We start from the raw sequence: 16,656 nt of genomic DNA on the forward strand, positions 1-16,656 counted from the left end.
CGTAGCGCAAAATTGACCGCCGCTAGATGGCGGATCTCCTCGTCGCGCAGTCGTAGAGGGCGGCGCTGCGGACAAGTGGTGGCGCGCCTTGGCGCAGAGCCGCACCTCCCCTGTGGCTGCGACAGCGATCCTCACAGTCAGCCCAGGATCGCTCGGATGACCGCAGCTTTCCCGTCCAGTTCCAGCAGGTGTACGACCCACCCTCCCGGTTCGGGCTCGGCTCCGGGTTGGTCGCATCCGACTCGCCCGCCGCCGTCGGCGTGTATCGCCACAGCGCACCCGGGCCCTGCCATGAAGCCGCCCCCGCCGCCTCTGCCATTGGCGTCGGTCAGTCGCACCCTGACACCGCCATTCTCCACGGAGGACGACACCGTCCACTTGCCGAGTGGGAATTTGACCGAACCGGAGAAGGACACTTTGCAGTCGCCGTCAGCACACGCCGGGTACTTGGTGCCGCCCCCGCTCGGCGCCTCCGTCCTCTGTGCCGCTTTGGGCTCCTGTACCACTTCAGCCTTCCGTGACTCGTCCGCGGTGGCGGAGGAAGAGGCCGAAGGTACGGCGTCACGGGGACTTGAGGGGGAAGCAGCGCGGGAGGCGGTCGCGGTAGCGGCGGTGTCAGGGCTCGACCAGGTGGCATCGGAGGACGATTCCGCCTTGGAATCGCAGCCGGCTACGGCCAAGACCAGCAGTAACGCCCCGATCGCTGTGCGATTGGCGGAGAAAAGTCGGCAATGCTGCATGCGCGGAGTCTAATGGCCCGACTTTGCCGGAGCCCTGTCTGGCGAGTGCAGGCCGTAGAAGGGGCCGGCGCCACCGAACTTGGCCGTTCCGAACGCACGGCTCACCGGTCGTCAGCCCCCGGAATCGGTGGCAGACCGTGCCCCGCATGCAGCCGGGCAGCCAGGAACGCCTGAGTCTCTGGATCCGTGGAATAGAGCAGCACACCACGCATGCCCCGGGTCATCAGCACCCGGTAGGTGTTGCGAATGAGGCGGTCGGCGACTTCGTCACTCATAGCCGCACTGTTGCGGAACATCGGATCCTTCGACGCTGAAGGGCGGGTGACCAGTCGGCCGTCACGGGCGACAAGGTCCGGACCGACGATGACGCCTGCCCAGTCGTAGTCGAAGCCCTGCGCGGTGTAGACGGTGCCGATCTGACCGAAGCCGTTGAGGTCGGTTGCCCAGAAGGCGGAACCGGGGGCATCGCCGACGCTGCGCTCACTCCTGGCGTTCCAGGGCCGGGCCCACCCGTCGATCTGCACGTCCGGCACGAGCGAACCGTCCGGTCGAGGATCGCTCCAGGGCCAGCAGTAGCCAGCCGACAATCTCGCCGTCTCGCCAGCGGCATGCTTGCCGGCGAGGAATGCCTCCATCTCTTCCGGCGAGTCGACCATCCGCAGGTCGAAACGACCGTCCCCGCTCCACGTCATCGGCTCATCATCGTCGGCGCTGAGCAGGGCTTCGGTCCACTGGACGTAGGTGCGACTGCCGCCCGAGCGGAATTGGTCACGCAAGGAGACAACCTCGATCTCCAGGTCGTGCTTTCCGGCATACCGAGCGATGTGCGTCAGGCTACCCAACTCTCCAGGCCGGACCACCTGGTCCTCGTCGAGAAGGAAGACCGGCACCCGGGCAGCTTCCATCAACTCCTCGATCTGCGGTCGATGCCGGTCTCGCCGACTTTCCGGGGTGAATCGGTTGACCGAGGTTGCCCGTATGCGATGGGCCTCGTCACAGATCAGCACGTCGAGGCCGTTCGGTTCAACTTCCATAAAGCTGTTGAAGTAGCGGAACAGGCTTCGGAGCCGCTGACTTCCCGTACCGGCGTATCGGCGCAAGGTCTGCGTGAACGACCGCGACCCGGTGGCGTGCATGACCGAATGGCCCTGCCGGGCCAGCTCTCCGAGCACTGACAGGCCGATGACGCTCTTGCCGCTACCTGGCCCACCAGACACCACCACGACTGTCTTGCGTTCCGCGGTACGGGCGCGCTTCACCGCGCGCAACACCATCTCGTACGCCACGCGTTGCTCGTCGAGCAGCCTGAAGTGCGAGCGCTCCCGCAGCTCCTGGCCGGCGTACCCCAGCAGGTGCCTGCTGGGGCGTACTGGACTCGCGAGCAGCCGGTCAGCGGCACCCGCTCCGGAGGCGGAACCAAGGTGAGCGCGCAGGTAGTCGAGGAACTGTCCCCGTCGTTGCTTGGTGAAGACCCGGCCGTGGTTGTCCGCACGGCGGGCGAGCAGGTCGCTGACGTCGCGATCCACGGCCTGGTATAGATAGGCGGCCCCTCGGATCGAACCGTCCCCGTCAGCGGCCAGCACACCGAGAACGTCATCCAGGTATTCGCAGTAGGCGCCAACCTGCACACCCGGATGCAGATTCGCCACTCCCGCGTGCCCGACCGCCACCAGCGAATCAGAATTCGCCACCGACCGTGCATGCGTCCACGGCTTCAACTCGACAACCACGTACGCAGGACGCCCTGTCTCCGGATGCACACCGGCGAGCACCACGTCGACCTGCCTGGTGCTCAGTGGGAGTTGGAAACCGATGATCATCGAGACCGCGCCGAGCCCAGCCCGCACAAGCTCCGCGGCCAACGTGGCCACCCGGCGCATCGCCGCGCGAACTGCGGCCGCCATGATGGGATCGGAGTCGGGGTGGGTGTGCCAGATGACTGCCCCAGGCAGAGCGCGCCTGGCGACGAGTCGCGTCAACTCGGCGGCAGAGAGAACGAATGTGACGCCGGCGAGGGACACCTCATCGCTCTCCGGGTCTGGGGAAACGCGCGTGGTGGCGGTGCGCGGATCGACGCGGTCAGTAGAAGGCAGGTGCCGCGGGGCGCCAGCCGTCCCCGCCTGTGCCCCGCCCCAGAGGAGCACGGAAACCTGGGCGCTCGTCGGACCAAAGCGTGACTTGGCAAATGCCGAGCGCACCTCCTCTGGCGGCACCGGGCGATCCTGGCGGCGGTCCGAGAGCACCCACTCATTCCAGTCCTCCAACCAGGAGAGGGCATGAGGGTTCGAGAACAGCCTTACGCGCCGGAGGCAGGCACTAAGCGCCGCACGATGCTCCGGTCGGGGTACCGCCCGCAGCGAGCCAGAAAACACCCGTAGCCGGCCGCCGGACAGGACCTCGACGCTGGGCGCGGTGCGCAGCGCCGCACGAAGCCGGTCCCACGAACACCGCAGTTGCACCTGCCCATCCGCCTGATCCGGCAAGGCCAGGATCACGACATCTTTGGCCGAGGTGACCATGAATGCCTCGCCCGCCCGCCCGCCCGAGGTGGTGCCCCCGGTGCTGAGCATGGCGGCGAACTGCTCGACCTCGTTGATCGGCACCGTAACGCGAAGCGACGCCGCCAGCGGACGAACAGCCTGCACAGGCAGCGGAACACAGCGATCGGGGAGGTCCACCGACAACTCCCGCGACGCAAGGAGAAGCTGGTTCATGACAGCGGACTCGACGGCCGCTTGCGGCTCGCTGAGCGCGTCGGGCAGCAGCGCCTCGCCGGCAGGCACAGCCGCGACGAGATTCTGAGCCTGCTGATAGCTCTCACCGGTGTAGCGGCGACGGGCGCGTGCGAGATCCTTGATCTGGACGCGGGTCACCGCGTACGCCGACCGCTGGCGGCACCCACCGCGTCCCGGCTCCAGATCCGCAACTCGCACAGCAGTCGGACCGCCAGGTCACCGCGCGACTGGGGCCTTACCGCCAAGAGGAGCAAGATCGGCGCGATACACAGTGCTAGCAGCATGATCGGAATGTGGGCGATCGCGACAATCAGCGGTCGCACCATCGTGGCCGGCACAGCCGCAAGGTCGAATGAGGGCACGCTCGTCTCCCGTTCCGCTGCCCGGCCAACGGCAATCGAGATAACGCACCTACAACGACAAGGGTGTAACGCGCGGAGGGTGGCACACCCTTCAGTCGCCCTCACTGGACCCCAGCCGGGAGGTCCATGACGACTCGGTCACCGTGATTGACCAACAACAGAGTAGCGGTCACGTCAAGTCGGACTTCGACATGCCCATGCTCCCATCAACTAGCCAGCAGGGACCGACAGGACACTGTGGAGGAAACGCTGAGCACCGTCGAACGCGCCGTCACCATCAGCGAGATTGCGGCGCTCGCAGGGGCCTCCACGGGCGCGGCCTCGGAGGCGCTCAACGGCCGCGGTGCGCTATGGCCGGAGACCCGGCCACGGGTGCAACAGGCCGCCGATCAGCTGGGTTTCGTCGCCAACGCCGCCGCACGCTGCCCGCAGACCGGATGCACCCACACGGTCGGCATGATCATCACTGACACCATCGGCCGGATCAGCATCCCGATGCTCATCGGCGCCGAGGACGCCCTCGGCGCCGGTTCAGAGCACCACCACTCCGCCACCGTCCGCGCCGCCGCGACGATCGAGACCCTCACCACCGAAGGCCTACACCTCGCCACCCCCATCGCTGCCATCATCTCGCTGCCACGATCGACATGCTCGGCCTTCGTCGCGGTCGGTGGTGACGTGACGGGGTGAGGCTGTTCGTCGGTTACTGTTCGCGCATGGCAGCGCCCCCGGTCGACCGCACCCTGCTGGACTTCGCGATCGAGATCGCCGAGCGGGCTGGCAACCTCGCCGCCGAGCGGTTCTTCGCCGCCGACTTCGTGACGTCCACCAAGCCGGACGGAACGGATGTCACCGACGTCGACCTCGCCGTCGAAGCGTTGATCCGTGGGGAGCTGTCGCGGCGCTTCCCGGCCGACGGGGCCTACGGCGAAGAGGCCGGGGAAACAACCGGCACGTCACGACGTCGCTGGATCATCGACCCGATCGACGGGACCACCTACTTCGCACACCACATCCCCCTCTTCGGCACCAACCTCGCGCTCGAGGACGAGCACGGACCGGCCCTGGCTGTCATCAACGAGCCGGTTGGCCGGCAGCTGATCCACGCCGGTCGAGGACTCGGTTGTCGGATTCGCTCCGGTGGCGTCGACAGGAGGCCCCTGCTGAGGGAGGCAGGCGACCTCACGACCGCTCGCGTGCAGTTGGTGAACCCCGATGGGTGGCCGGCCGACGTGCTCCTCACTCTGCACCGACACACCACGATCACCGGCTATCTCGGCGGTATCGGCGGACTGCTCTCCGGGGCACTCGACGCAATCGTGATCGCCGGGTCGGAGATGGGGTACGAGGATCTGGCGCCGATGCCTGTGATCCTCGAAGAGGCCGGCGGCCGGGTGACCGACCTTCGCGGCGGACCGGTACTTGCCGGCCCTGGAACAGCCCTGATCAGCACCGGTCACCACCACGACGCCCTGCTGGACCTGCTGGCGCCGGTTCTGCCGCAGTAGGCACCTGTCCTGCCGATCGTCACCGGGCTGCGGCAGGCCTCAGTGGCGACCGGAGGCGTTGCCAATGCGTCCAGATGCGACACCGGTATCCGGACGCACCTCCGCCTAGGACATGTACTGTCGATCATGGGGCGGTGCGGCAGGGCTCGGCTAGAGTCTCGCCGTGGTGGTGGTCAACATTGTTGAAAAGTTCGGCGTGGACGATGTCCTCGAACGCTCATGGGATCTGCCATCGGAGGTAGTCGAGCTGCTGCGCGCGCATGTCGAGGTGACGCCCGACGGGTGGGTCGTGGACGTGTGGCCCATGACAGCGCGGCTCGCCGCCATCGTGCAGCCCTGGGTGGATGAGCCCATCGATGTCGAGTCGGGTTTCTGGTTTGTCAGCTCGGCGCAGGTCGCTGCTTGAGGCGAGTCATCGGAGCCAGATGATGGCGGCGATGAGGACAGGCTGGATCGGTAGAGGGATGCGCGTTTGGCGTATCGGGTGGCCAGGTCCGGACTTGTTGACGCAGATCGCGTCGAGCAGGGCGAGGAGTTGCGGGTTGTCGCCGGCCTGGCCCGGGGTGAGCAGGATCGAAAGCGGCCGGCCGCGACCGTCGACCGCCAGGTGGACCTTCGTGCTCAGTCCGCCGCGGGACCGGCCGATGGCCTCGCCATCTTGCGTACCAGGCGTCGCCGGACATGTCGGGGAGCCCCCCTTTTGCGGGCGCCAGCGGCATGCTGGTGCGCCTGGACCCTGAACACCTTCTTCTTTCGCCGAGGCCACTGGCGCGATCTGGTCACAGCCGGACGCACTGTGGTCACCGCCGCCTGGCACGTCAGGTCAGGAGTTCGCGGGCCAGGGCCTCGGTCCACCAGCGTTCGACCTGATCGGGTTGCCAGCCGCGTTCGTCGGTCAGTGTGGTGTAGACGTCGATGTTGCAGATCGCCGCATAGATATCGACAGCCGCCGGTATGTCCAATCCTTCTCGGAGAACGCCGACCGGCCACGACGAGAACACCTGGGTCCTCGTTTCGTCCCCCTGTTGACGGCCGTCGCGGTAGGCGGTCGCCAGCGCGGGCTCGGTGCGGCCCGCCTCGCGCACGAGCGCGATGACGTCACCTGCACGCTCGAAGAGGCGCCGGTCGTAGCCGGCCATCGCCGCGAGTTGCCGCACCGGATCGTTTCCAGCCCCTTCCAGTTCGGCGAGCGACTGCGGTGGATCCGCGGCGATGTTTACTGCGTCGACCAGGGCTTGGATCAGCCCGGTCTTGTTCCCGTACACCGCGTAGACGGTCGGCACCGAGACCCCGGCCTCCCGAGCCACGTCACGTACCGTGGTCGCCGCCCAGCCCCGGGAGAGGAACAGCCGTCGAGCGGCGCTGGCGATCTCACCCCTGGTCTCTGCCGCTTGCGCCGCCCGGCGCAGTGACTCGTATCTGCGCCTGCCTGCCTCGGCGGTCATGGCTTGCCCCCTTCGGTTTCCGGGTCTTATATTCAATATATGCTGCGCATACTCGGCGTCGGAAGCACCTGGACGTTCTCGCGAATCGCCGGCCTCGCCGGACTCGGCTTCGCCATCCTGATCACCTCCATCAACGCCTTCCTGGTACCAGCCGGCCTGCCCCACACCGGCGCGGAGAGCACCGAAGTTGTCCAGTTCTTCACCACGCAACAGGACACGGTCGGCCTCGCGTCAGCACTCGTACCGATCGCCTGGGTACTGGCCACCCTGTTCGGCGCCGGCGCGGTCTCCGTGCTGTGGCGTTCCGACCGCGAGCAAGGCACAGCCTGGTCCCTGGTCGGATTCGCCGGGGTGATCATGCAGAACATCACCTTCACCGGCGTGATGGCCACCCGGCTCGCGCTCGCGTCAACGACCGCGCAGGACAGCAGCACGACCGCCGGACTCTGGGCACTACACGATGCACTGTTCATCTTCAACGGCACCTTCCTGGCACTGGCCATGACCGGCCTGTCCATCAGCGGCCGACACGCCGGCCTGATCCGCCGCTGGCACAGCGGGATCGGCCTGCTGGCCGCCGCACTCCAGTTCGGCTCGGCCGTGTTGAGCCCTCTGGTCATCGACGACCCCGGTCGGGTTGGTCTACTCGGCCTTCTCGGCTGGCTGATCTGGGTCGTGTGGATCGTCGCCTACGGCATGACCCTGATCCGCCTGACATCCGCTGCCCGCCCAGGCGATACCGAATCACCGACACACCGATCCAATGAGCCATTTCGATCGGTCCAGCGGCAGGCCGATCTACCCGAAGGCCAGCGCCGCCATCCAGCACAGCAGGGCGTCGAACCGCCGGAAAGCGTGCAGGCGTAGACATCCGCTCATCGGCATGACTGCGCACCGAGCGACGAAAACGCGCGGTCCACGGCATGAGTGATGTCTATTGATTTTGGCGGCCACGGGTCAGATGGACGTGACGTAACCCAGGACTGAAGGCGGCGACGTGGTCCGAGGTGCCGTGGTGCGCTTTCGATGGCGTGAACCGGCCTTCGCTGACTGCGACGTCGTAGGCTCCCCCGATGGCGTACTCGGCCAGGATTCCGGTCACGCGGCGCTCGACAGCCCAGGCGAGTCCAGCGTCCAGAGTGTCGAACACTCCGGAGGCATATCGGGCGGGTTCACCGTGGAAGATCCAGACGGTTGACCTGAGCGGGCTCCGCTGATCAGAAGTAGGCCTACGCTGCTGGCCCTCCGGCGTGAAGGAGAACGACTCGGGGAACTTGCCCGGTCGATGGCGTACGGCCAGAAGCACCGGTTCGGGGTGGACGCCCTGCAGCCCCGTCTCGGCTGCAGTGTTCGCCAGAGCATTCCATAAATGGAAACAGATGAGGACGTGGTCGCGATCGGCAGTGGTGTAGGCAAGCGTCTTGGGGTAGGACGGGTTCGTTCCGCCGATCCAGATTGACGGTCGCCCGAACGTCTCAATGACGTCGGCCAGCGTCCGCTGTCGCGACAGCCAACCGCTGATGTCGGCGCTGAGCTGCCCATACTCTGCCTCGGACAGCGCCCGATCCAGCTCAAGCCAGCCGAGACGATGGGCAATCTCGGCGTAGACGGAGGCCGCGGCATCACGCACGGCATCTGCCGGCAGGATGTTGCGGTAAGCGCCCACGACACCTGTCGGGGTGAACGCGTCGCGTTCGCGCAGTCCGTCGCACTCCGTCGACCACCGCTCAAGGCTTCCATCCACGGCGGCCATCGCCTCGAGCAGAAGCCGTTCGGCGATCTCGTCCCTGCCATACATGCCAGGGCGCCGAAGCACGCCGTTCACCTGCGCCAGGTGATGCCGACGCGCCTCGCCGAGAACGAAATCGGCATCTCGACCACTGCTCATCACAGCCGATCATCACACGCCAACGGACCGAGGACATCCGCTCATCGGCAGTTGCGGGTGGGCTCGTGGTAGCCGCCTCATCGCCTGGCGGCCGGCTGGACGAGGTCCGGGCCGCCGGTGTGCGGCGTCGGGAGATAGCCGGGGTACGGCTGCGGCAGTGCCGCCACGCAGGCCGCGGAGCATGCGTTTACCAGCATCGGCAACACGTCGGTGGCGACCAGGCCAGAGATCCAGACTTGGCGAAGCTCACCGTCAACCGGCCCACCGCAGACGCTGCAGCTTCGCACCGCGTCGCAGCCCCACACCTCTGGGTCGAGTGCGGCGAAGTCCGTCTCTACCGGTCGGGTCACCGCCCGCAGCCGCGGAAACGGCGGGCGGAACTTGAAGTTGCCATAGAGGACGCGCGTGCTCACCGTGCTGTCGGTGAGCTTCGTGCATCTGGTCAGCTCGTACGGGTACCAGTGCAGCCGGTGGGAGGTGTACGGATCGAAGACCTCAAGGCTGGTCATTGACCCGATCTCGGGCGGGATACGAACCAGATTCGTGCCGTAGAGCACCAGACGTTTGACGGCGGTCAGCTTCGCGATCGTCGCCGGTAGCGTGACGATCTGCCGCCGCTCAGGAGCACTCAGCGCCACGAACGGCTTGAACACCGTCCGCCCATCCGCCGCGGCCTCGTCGATCAGCGCCAGCAGATGCCGCCAACCTGCCGCCTCGGTGTCCTGACGGTCCGCGTGGAAGACGACGTTGTTCGGCCGGGTAGCGACCGAGTGGCCGACGCAGCGGCAGTGGTCGCGGGCCGGACCGCCCGCACTGGGTCCGACCGCATCCGCAAAGCGATTGGGCAACAGATGCGGCGTGATCTCGTTCGCGTCCACGCCGAGGACCCTACCGGCACCCATCGACCGCTCCCGCAGCTGTCATCGGCAGTTTTGAGCGGCAGCCCAAGGGACGTCTCGTAACTCGGTGGCCGGCCTCACGCCTGTTCATGGATCTCGCCCACCTGACCAAATCCTGTCAGCTATCCGCTACTGCTCATCGGTGAAGGACCTTCCGTGAAAACGTTAGGTGGCCGTCTCGATCCTCTCTTCGTTCGGAGATGCACATGCAACCGGTGCGATACCGCCCATCCGACGCCGCCCTCAATCTGTTGCTGATGATCTCCGGATATCTTCGCGACCTCGGAGCGAACGAGTCGGCAAGCTTCCTGAACCCGGGGATCAAGAACGTTCAGGTCCCTCGGGACGTCGAAAAGGCGGTCGTGACCAGCCGGCGACGGATCGCCAGCGAATCGCAGAACAACACCGAACTGAGACTCACCGGTCGGTACCAGGCGGCGTGGCGGATATTTGAAGAATTGCAGGCAGCCGCATCGACGGACTCGACGTGCGCGGCGCTCCTCACCGAGAAGCGGCAATACAAGTTCAGCGAGGTGCCTTTTGTCGGCTACCACACCGTCACCCTCGGAGAGATGCTCCAGATGCTGGCCGAGAGCGACTACTTGGGGAACGCGCCCTGCATGAACTTCCTGGGCGGCCAGCTTCAGGACTACATCTCCGAGTTGTGGGCCCTGCCCAAGCCGTCCCCGGCGAAATAGCCGGAAAGTCACGCTCGAGTGTAGGACGACCAGGGCTGCGGCGGCCTGCCTGGGTACTCCATCGAAGACGTGGATGTCGGCGTCTTCGATGGTGAGGGCAGCGCGCATCTGGCTCACGTCACGAACGGCACGTTGAAATACGCGAAGGCGACAGGGAGCAGGGGCTGACGGTGCGGCAACGGCCGCACCGGCGGACGGGTGCTCCTCCGCCGGCACCTCCAGCCGGGCCGGACCGTCATACCGAAGTCGGTCAACCCGGTTCGACCTGAGCGCCGCAGCGGTCGATGCGATCAGCTCGCTGGAGCGGACCTGCGTGTCGGGCCGCCCCCGGCGACGGTCAACGGCTGAGCGCCCACTGCCCGGTCCCACGCCACCCCCGCACACACTGGTAGCCGTCGTCTGCCGCCCGAGGCATTCAATATAATTCCCCACTTTGGACGACTTACCAGGGAACATGAGTCCTGTGCTGCGGCACCTCCGCTCCAGGGCGCTACCGGGACAAGGGAGCGGCATGGCTCGGCACGAGCGGCCCGTAGATCCGACGGCTGGACCGTTGTCGTCCTTCGCCCACGAGCTACGGCAGTTACGTGTCGAAGCGGGCAACCCCACCTACCGGCGACTGGCCGAGATCGCCGGCTACAGCGCCTCGACCCTCTCCGCCGCAGCCAGCGGAATCCGGCAACCCAGCCTGGACGTGCTGCTCGCGTACGTCGGGGCCTGCGGCGGGGACACCGCCCAGTGGAGGCAGCGTTGGCTCGATCTGGACGAGGAACTGCGGCCCGCCAGTTCGGCCGGCGCGCCAGGCGACCCGGCGAGGGCAGAAACACCCGACCCGACGCCGGCCGAACCGATCGCCACGCCCCTCGCAGAGCCACCATCCACTGTGACTGCTGGGGATCTACCCGCCCCGGCTACGGGTGAGCCAACCGGCACCAGCGGCGCAGCCGGACCGACCCACGCCCGGCCCGCGGGCAGCCTGCGGCACCGGAAACTCCGACGGCGACTGGCGCTGGCGGCGCTGACGGTCGCCGGTCTCGCCGGTACGGCCGCCGTGGTGCCGATGAACCAGCTGAAGTGGGCGGTCAAGGGGGCGACGGCGGCCGCTGGCACGACGACCACCACAGCCTGCCCGGCGCCCTCCACGGATGCGGCCTTCACCGCCGTCACGTACGGCAGTGGCGTGCATGTCCGGAGCGAGCCCCGCCGCGACCAGGGCATCCTCTACACCATCCCGCCCGGCTGCGTGGTCGGGCTCACCGGCTACTGCCTGGGTGAGCGGATCACCGACTCCACCTCCCAGACCCCCGACATCCGGTGGTTCACCCTGGCCGGCGGTGGGCTGATCGCCTCCGGGGTGGTACACGGCAACCCGCCCACGGGCCTGGAACCGTCCCACTGCAGGGGCGACCGACCCGGGCCGGCCGCGATCGCCCTCGCGATCGCCCCCGATGTGGCCGGCCCGGGTGGGTGGCGGCTGAGCGCGACCGGCACGCACGTGGAGATCGTTGGCTTTGCCGCCTACTACGCGGACGACCCCGCGCTGCCGGCGGAGCGCCGCTGGCACCAGATCGGAATGACCGGCATGGACGCCCCGCCGTTCGACCTCGGCTGGAAGCTCGACCGCCCGTCCGTGCAACCCGGACCCCCTGCCGAGATCCCGGTGGCCGCGGTCGCCTGTCTCGGCGGTGGCGCGCCGACCGACGTAGTCGACGTGCGGGTGGCCCGCCCCGACGGCGCCAGCACCGTCGAGGCCTTGCCGCTCGCCGCCGACCAGCGGCTCGCCGCCCGCCGTACCGCTTGCGTCTACCCCTGATTGGGGGGTACGCGGACAGCCAGCACCGGTGGCCCGGCGAGACGGATCCCGCCGGGCCACCGGTCAGGTGTCACCGAACTCAACAGCCCTGGCGACCGGAGTGGATCCAGTAGGTGGTGCCGGCCCAGTCCATCTCGCCGTACGCGTCGACGCAGTTGTTCGCCGTGCCGGTCACACCGCGCGGCCCGGCGTAGTACAGGTAGTCCGCGTTGTCCTTCGTGGAGACCGCGGTAGCGGTGCACGAGCCGGAGCCGGAGGTCTCCGCGCACCGGGCGATCTGCACGGAGGTCCGCGCCGAGGAACCGTACGCCGCGCCGCGGTGGTACATGCAGGCGCTGTTCGTGCCGCCGTTGGTGCTGTTGTAGTAGATGACCAACTCGGCAACGGGCTTGCTCGGCGGGTACGCGTAGCTGTAGGTGACCGTGCCCGAGCAGGCCACCGCTGCCTGCGACGGAGTCGCCGTGACGACCAGCACCGTGCCGAAGGTCAGCAACGCCAGCAGCGCTCCGAACGCCTTGCGCAGCATCATGACTTCCACTCCTTTGGGACGGGGTTGGTTGAGAGCCGTCCCGCCGTCCACTTCTACGGAACAGCGAAGTTGATCGCCGCTGGTGGTGGCGCCGATCAATCAATCTCGCACAAAGCCGAGCGACCGCGTCGCCGCGCCGGGCGCGGACGGGTCGCGCCGGGGAAGGCGGCGGTCAGGCGCAACTCCCGGTAAGGGCTTCCGCGCGAGCCCTCCACGTCACCGGCGACGCCATCGGCAAGTGACGTCGCCCGAACGACGCTGGGGTGCCCGAACCGATGGGCCAACGTTCGTGTCGCCAGTACCCACGAGGTCCATCCGTGGCCTACGTGGCAGGCGCTGCCGTGGTCTTCAGCCGACAGGCGTGCCGATACCGCCCTGCTCCAGGGTGAAGCGCAGCCGTGCCAGCGTTTGACCGAGTTCCGCGATCCGGGCCGGGGCGATCGACCGACCGATGTGCGTGGCCAGGTGTTCCTGGAAGGTGCCTTCGGCGTCACCGACGAGTTCCGCGCCCTGCGGAGTCAACTCCAGGAGCAGTGACCGGCCGTCGGCGGGGTTCGGCACACGCCGAACCCAGGCCCGGGCCTCGAGCCGGCCCACGCCCTTGCTGGTCGCCCCGACTCCGATCGCGAAGAACTCGGCGAGATCGGCGACCCGCGCACCAGGATGGTCACGTAGGTACCTCAGAAACTCGAACTGCGAAGCCACGATGCCGTGCTTCCGCCGCAACGTCTCGTTCAAGGCGTTGTAGAGCCGCGTCTCACAGCGGACCAGGTCACTGAATACCTGAGCGAGTGTGACGGAACCGGCATCGGAGATAGATGCCGTGGCAGGTATATTAGCTTCCACGGCATCCACTTTATCGCCTGGGGGGAGGCGTTGGACATGAGCAAGGAACAGCGCGCGACGATCGGCGCCATGCTGGGCGACGGACCCGAGGACTTCGCGCCGGAGCCCGTCGAGACCATGCGGGAGAGATTCGCCGCGTTCATGGCACTGTTCCCGGTTCCTCCGGTGCGGACCTCGGAGGTGACCCTGGGCGGCCGTCCTGCAGCGCTTGTCGAACCGGAGGGCGAGACCCGGCCGGGCACGATTTTGTACCTCCACGGGGGTTCGTTCGCGCTCGGATCTCCGCGGACCGCGATGGGTCTGACCGCGAGTCTGGTCATCCGGACAGGAGTGCGTGCCTTCTCCCTCGACTACCGGCTGGCCCCGGAGAACCCGTTCCCGGCCGCGATCGAGGACTGCCTCGCGGCGTACCGGTCCCTGCTCGACAGCGGTGTCGCCGCCGAGTCAATCGCGTTCGCGGGCGACTCCGCCGGTGGCGGCCTCGCGGTGACCACCACCCTCGCCGCCCGAAACGCCGGGTTGCCTCTGCCGGGCGCGCTGGTCGCGTTCTCGCCCGGCCTGGATCACACCCGCACGGGCGAGTCGATGGACACCAAGGAGGGCATCGACCCGTTCTTCACCCGGCAGGGCATGGCCCACACGGCGGGGCTCTACCTCGGGGGCCAGGACCCGAACCAGGAGCTCACCGCGCCCGCCGTGCTCGCCGACCTGACCGGGTTCCCACCGATCCTGCTGCAGGTCGGCACGAACGAGCTGCTGCTCGATGACTCGGTCCGGCTGGCGAAACGCGCCCGCGACGCCGAGGTCGACGTCATCCTCGACATCACCGCGGGCGTTCCGCACGTCTTCCAGTCCTTCATCGGCCGGCTCGACGAAGCCGACCAGGCCCTGGACCGCGCCGCCCTGTTCATCACGCAGCGACTACAAACCCGCTGAGCGCGCGGTCGTGCCGGGTGAGTGCTGGCGTCGATTCTGCCGTCGGCGATATGCCGGTGGAGACCGGCCCGCTGAGCGCGACGGTCACGATGGCGCCCATGGCGCCCAGGAGGCGAGCCGCCGGCGGCGAGTCGGCTGGGGCGTGTTCGGTGGTGTCATGACCGGACGCTGGGCCAGTGCGGCCAGGACTGCCGGAGCTGCGGCGGCGTGTCGGCCGTGCGCGGCCATACCCGTAGCCGGTACACGTCGGCGGCGTCGCCGCCGGCCTCGGGGAACCGGGCGGACACCCGCATCCGGCACGCGCCGGCCTTGGTGAGTCGGACGGTGCCGTCTTCTATCTCGCCGGTCGTGAGAAAGAGCTCCAGCTTCCCACTCGACACGTCCATGTCGATGTCGACTTCGTGATCCCAGTCGTGTCGGTCATCCGGCGGCTCGTCGGCCCATTCCTCGACGGTGAATGGGGTGCCGCTGCTGTCCGCGCGGGGAGTCACGATGTTCACGATGCCGTCGGCAGCGCCCACGAAGCGCCCGGATTCGACCGCGTCGTCCCACGAGTCGTCGAGGCCTGCCAGGTCGCCGTCTTCCGCGCCGCTGACCAGCACCTGGCCGTGTTGCACCCAGACCGACGCGCGATGGACCGCGAGTGGCACTGCCATGCCGGTCAATCTACCTCCGTAGCGGGGCGCGGCGACGGCAGCCGCCGCACCCCCTGTGATCATCTTTGGATGCTCACCCGCCCCGAGATTGTGGTTTTCGGTACGGCCGCGTCGACGTCGTAATCGGCGCCTCGGCTGGTGTCGAATGTGGTGGCGTCGGTGGGATAGCTGTTCGGCCCGCCGGTCCAGACGACCAGGCGGAACTGGTCCGGTCCTGCTCGGCAGCCCAGAGCGTGCTTGACCTCGACGAATCACCGTGAACACGAAGAAGGAGGGTTCCCAAAGGCCCTGACCTGTGGAAACCCTCTCGCTGTCGGGCGGAGCCGCCGATCTATACCCGCTCCGAATACCAGGTAGAGCCTGAGGTCGTCCCTCCGGCACGATGCCCGGATGATGTCGCTGTCCCTGCGAACCCCCTACGGCCACGCCGGCCCGAGGACCACTGCGCGCCCGAAGCCCACACGGCTCGTGCCGCCGGGATCGACGTCGCGGTGATCGACCACGACGCACTGACCCGCGACGACCCGCACCGCGCGATCACGGCCGTACCCGCCCGGCGACGTCGCGGTCTACCGCGGGTGGATGCTCCGCAGCGACCAGTACGCAGCTTTGCTGTCGCCCTCGCCGCCCGTGGCGTGATCCTCTGTCGAAGGGCGATCGACGCCCGTCGTATCAGGCTGAGCCCGGAGATCTGGTGAGGCTGTCCTCGATCTGAGCGGGAGCGGCCTTGGACGCGCCGGTCGGTGGGGCATACCGCTGCTGTGTCGCCCAGAGCGCGAGCAGGCGCAGGTTGTCGTGTGAGCTACTGCCAGGATCCGTGGTGTAGATGAACAGCGTCTGGTCGTCGTCGCCGGGTAGTGCCAGCGCCTCGTATCGGATGGTCATCGGTCCCACGGCGGGGTGGACCATGTGCTTGGTGCCGTGGGTCCGCTCGTGCACCCGGTGGTTGTGCCACCACGTACGGAACTGCGGGCTCTTGATGGTCAGCTCGCCGACGAGTTCGTTGAGCCGCGGGTCGTCGGGGTTCCGGCCGGCGTAGAGGCGCAGCGTGCCCACGACGTCGGCCGCCACGGTGGCCCATTCGGGGTAGACCTCGCGGGCGGCGGGGTCGAGGAGGACCCAGCGCGTGTAGTTGCGCTCGCGGGGTGGCAGTTGGGTCCAGTCGGTGAGGAGGGCGCGGGCCAGCAGGTTCGACGCGAGGATGTCGGTGCGGCGCCCGACGATGAAGGCCGGGTGGTCGACCATCGAGGCGATCATCTGGTGCATCGCCGGCCGGACCCGCTGGCCCGGCACCTGCCCGGCGCGGTGCCGGGCCGGCCGGGCCAGGTCGACAAGGTGAGCCCGGGCGGCCGCGTCGAGTTGGAAGACACGGCCCAACGCGTCGACGACCGCCTCCGACGGACTGCTGTGGCGACCCTGTTCGAGTCGGGTGTAGTAGTCGACGCTCACCCCGGCGAGCTGAGCCACCTCCTCCCGGCGCAGGCCGCGGACGCGTCGCCCCGGCAGGGCGACGACTCCCGCCGCCTCCGGCGTCGTGTCAGCACGGCATTTCCGCAGGAAGCCGGCCAGTTCTGTGCGTCGCACCATGTCGCCAATGATGC

15 protein-coding genes and 1 pseudogene are annotated in these 16,656 nt (G+C 67.9%); 7 read left to right on the plus strand and 9 right to left on the minus strand.

Translation table 11 applies throughout. The features are described 5' to 3' along the window. Positions 1-841 precede the first annotated feature (841 nt). Positions 842-3,613 carry a DUF2075 domain-containing protein gene (locus AB0B85_RS21425; protein ID WP_357409890.1) on the minus strand — a complete coding sequence of 924 codons (2,772 nt, stop codon included), beginning with the start codon at positions 3,611-3,613 and terminating at the stop codon, positions 842-844. Positions 3,614-4,074: 461 nt separating this feature from the next. On the opposite strand from AB0B85_RS21425, the gene AB0B85_RS21430 reads away from it, so the two are divergent. The 3 genes from AB0B85_RS21430 to AB0B85_RS21440 all read left to right on the plus strand — a co-directional run bounded on the left by AB0B85_RS21430 (position 4,075) and on the right by AB0B85_RS21440 (position 5,751). Beyond that, the gene (locus AB0B85_RS21430; protein ID WP_357409892.1) at positions 4,075-4,527 is read left to right on the plus strand and encodes a LacI family DNA-binding transcriptional regulator; all 453 of its coding nucleotides are present in this window, start codon (positions 4,075-4,077) and stop codon (positions 4,525-4,527) included. A gap of 26 nt (positions 4,528-4,553) precedes the next feature. After that, complete coding sequence (locus AB0B85_RS21435) at positions 4,554-5,345, plus strand: inositol monophosphatase family protein (protein ID WP_357409894.1); 792 nt, start codon at positions 4,554-4,556, stop codon at positions 5,343-5,345. 163 nt (positions 5,346-5,508) lie between these two features. Continuing rightward, positions 5,509-5,751: a hypothetical protein gene (locus tag AB0B85_RS21440; protein WP_357409896.1), complete on the plus strand. Its 243-nt coding sequence runs from the start codon at positions 5,509-5,511 to the stop codon at positions 5,749-5,751. 105 nt (positions 5,752-5,856) lie between these two features. On the opposite strand, the pseudogene AB0B85_RS21445 reads toward AB0B85_RS21440, so the two are convergent. After that, positions 5,857-5,991: pseudogene (locus tag AB0B85_RS21445) on the minus strand (transposase); the annotation flags it as partial. Positions 5,992-6,163: 172 nt separating this feature from the next. Continuing rightward, positions 6,164-6,790 carry a helix-turn-helix domain-containing protein gene (locus tag AB0B85_RS21450; RefSeq protein WP_357409898.1) on the minus strand — a complete coding sequence of 209 codons (627 nt, stop codon included), beginning with the start codon at positions 6,788-6,790 and terminating at the stop codon, positions 6,164-6,166. Positions 6,791-6,829: 39 nt separating this feature from the next. On the opposite strand from AB0B85_RS21450, the gene AB0B85_RS21455 reads away from it, so the two are divergent. After that, positions 6,830-7,657 (plus strand): hypothetical protein, encoded by an 828-nt coding sequence (locus tag AB0B85_RS21455; RefSeq protein WP_357409900.1) that lies wholly within the window; start codon positions 6,830-6,832, stop codon positions 7,655-7,657. A 67-nt stretch (positions 7,658-7,724) separates the two neighbouring features. Here AB0B85_RS21455 and AB0B85_RS21460 read toward each other — a convergent pair whose 3' ends face one another. After that, complete coding sequence (locus AB0B85_RS21460) at positions 7,725-8,678, minus strand: hypothetical protein (RefSeq protein WP_357409902.1); 954 nt, start codon at positions 8,676-8,678, stop codon at positions 7,725-7,727. 77 nt (positions 8,679-8,755) lie between these two features. Then, the gene (locus AB0B85_RS21465) at positions 8,756-9,556 is read right to left on the minus strand and encodes a leucine-rich repeat domain-containing protein (RefSeq protein WP_357409904.1); all 801 of its coding nucleotides are present in this window, start codon (positions 9,554-9,556) and stop codon (positions 8,756-8,758) included. Positions 9,557-9,777: 221 nt separating this feature from the next. Here AB0B85_RS21465 and AB0B85_RS21470 point away from each other — a divergent pair, with 221 nt between their 5' ends. Both AB0B85_RS21470 and AB0B85_RS21475 read left to right on the plus strand, forming a co-directional pair. Continuing rightward, complete coding sequence (locus AB0B85_RS21470) at positions 9,778-10,275, plus strand: hypothetical protein (RefSeq protein ID WP_357409906.1); 498 nt, start codon at positions 9,778-9,780, stop codon at positions 10,273-10,275. Between the two features lie 511 nt (positions 10,276-10,786). Beyond that, positions 10,787-12,088 carry a helix-turn-helix domain-containing protein gene (locus AB0B85_RS21475; protein WP_357409908.1) on the plus strand — a complete coding sequence of 434 codons (1,302 nt, stop codon included), beginning with the start codon at positions 10,787-10,789 and terminating at the stop codon, positions 12,086-12,088. 79 nt (positions 12,089-12,167) lie between these two features. Here AB0B85_RS21475 and AB0B85_RS21480 read toward each other — a convergent pair whose 3' ends face one another. After that, entirely contained in the window at positions 12,168-12,617 is a 450-nt protein-coding gene (locus AB0B85_RS21480; RefSeq protein WP_357409910.1) for a hypothetical protein, read from the minus strand. Between the two features lie 348 nt (positions 12,618-12,965). Continuing rightward, positions 12,966-13,472 carry a MarR family transcriptional regulator gene (locus AB0B85_RS21485; protein ID WP_357409912.1) on the minus strand — a complete coding sequence of 169 codons (507 nt, stop codon included), beginning with the start codon at positions 13,470-13,472 and terminating at the stop codon, positions 12,966-12,968. A gap of 27 nt (positions 13,473-13,499) precedes the next feature. Between AB0B85_RS21485 and AB0B85_RS21490 the strand changes: the two genes are divergently transcribed. Continuing rightward, positions 13,500-14,399, plus strand: a complete 900-nt coding sequence (locus AB0B85_RS21490) for an alpha/beta hydrolase (protein ID WP_357409914.1) — start codon at positions 13,500-13,502, stop codon at positions 14,397-14,399. A 155-nt stretch (positions 14,400-14,554) separates the two neighbouring features. On the opposite strand, the gene AB0B85_RS21495 is transcribed toward AB0B85_RS21490, so the two are convergent. Next, a complete protein-coding gene (locus AB0B85_RS21495) occupies positions 14,555-15,055 on the minus strand; it encodes a hypothetical protein (protein ID WP_357409916.1) in 501 nt (166 codons plus the stop codon). Between the two features lie 672 nt (positions 15,056-15,727). Beyond that, positions 15,728-16,642 carry a helix-turn-helix transcriptional regulator gene (locus tag AB0B85_RS21500; RefSeq protein ID WP_357409918.1) on the minus strand — a complete coding sequence of 305 codons (915 nt, stop codon included), beginning with the start codon at positions 16,640-16,642 and terminating at the stop codon, positions 15,728-15,730. Positions 16,643-16,656: the final 14 nt, after the last annotated feature.

Source organism: Micromonospora sp. NPDC049044 (assembly GCF_040649215.1).
GTDB lineage: Bacteria > Actinomycetota > Actinomycetes > Mycobacteriales > Micromonosporaceae > Micromonospora.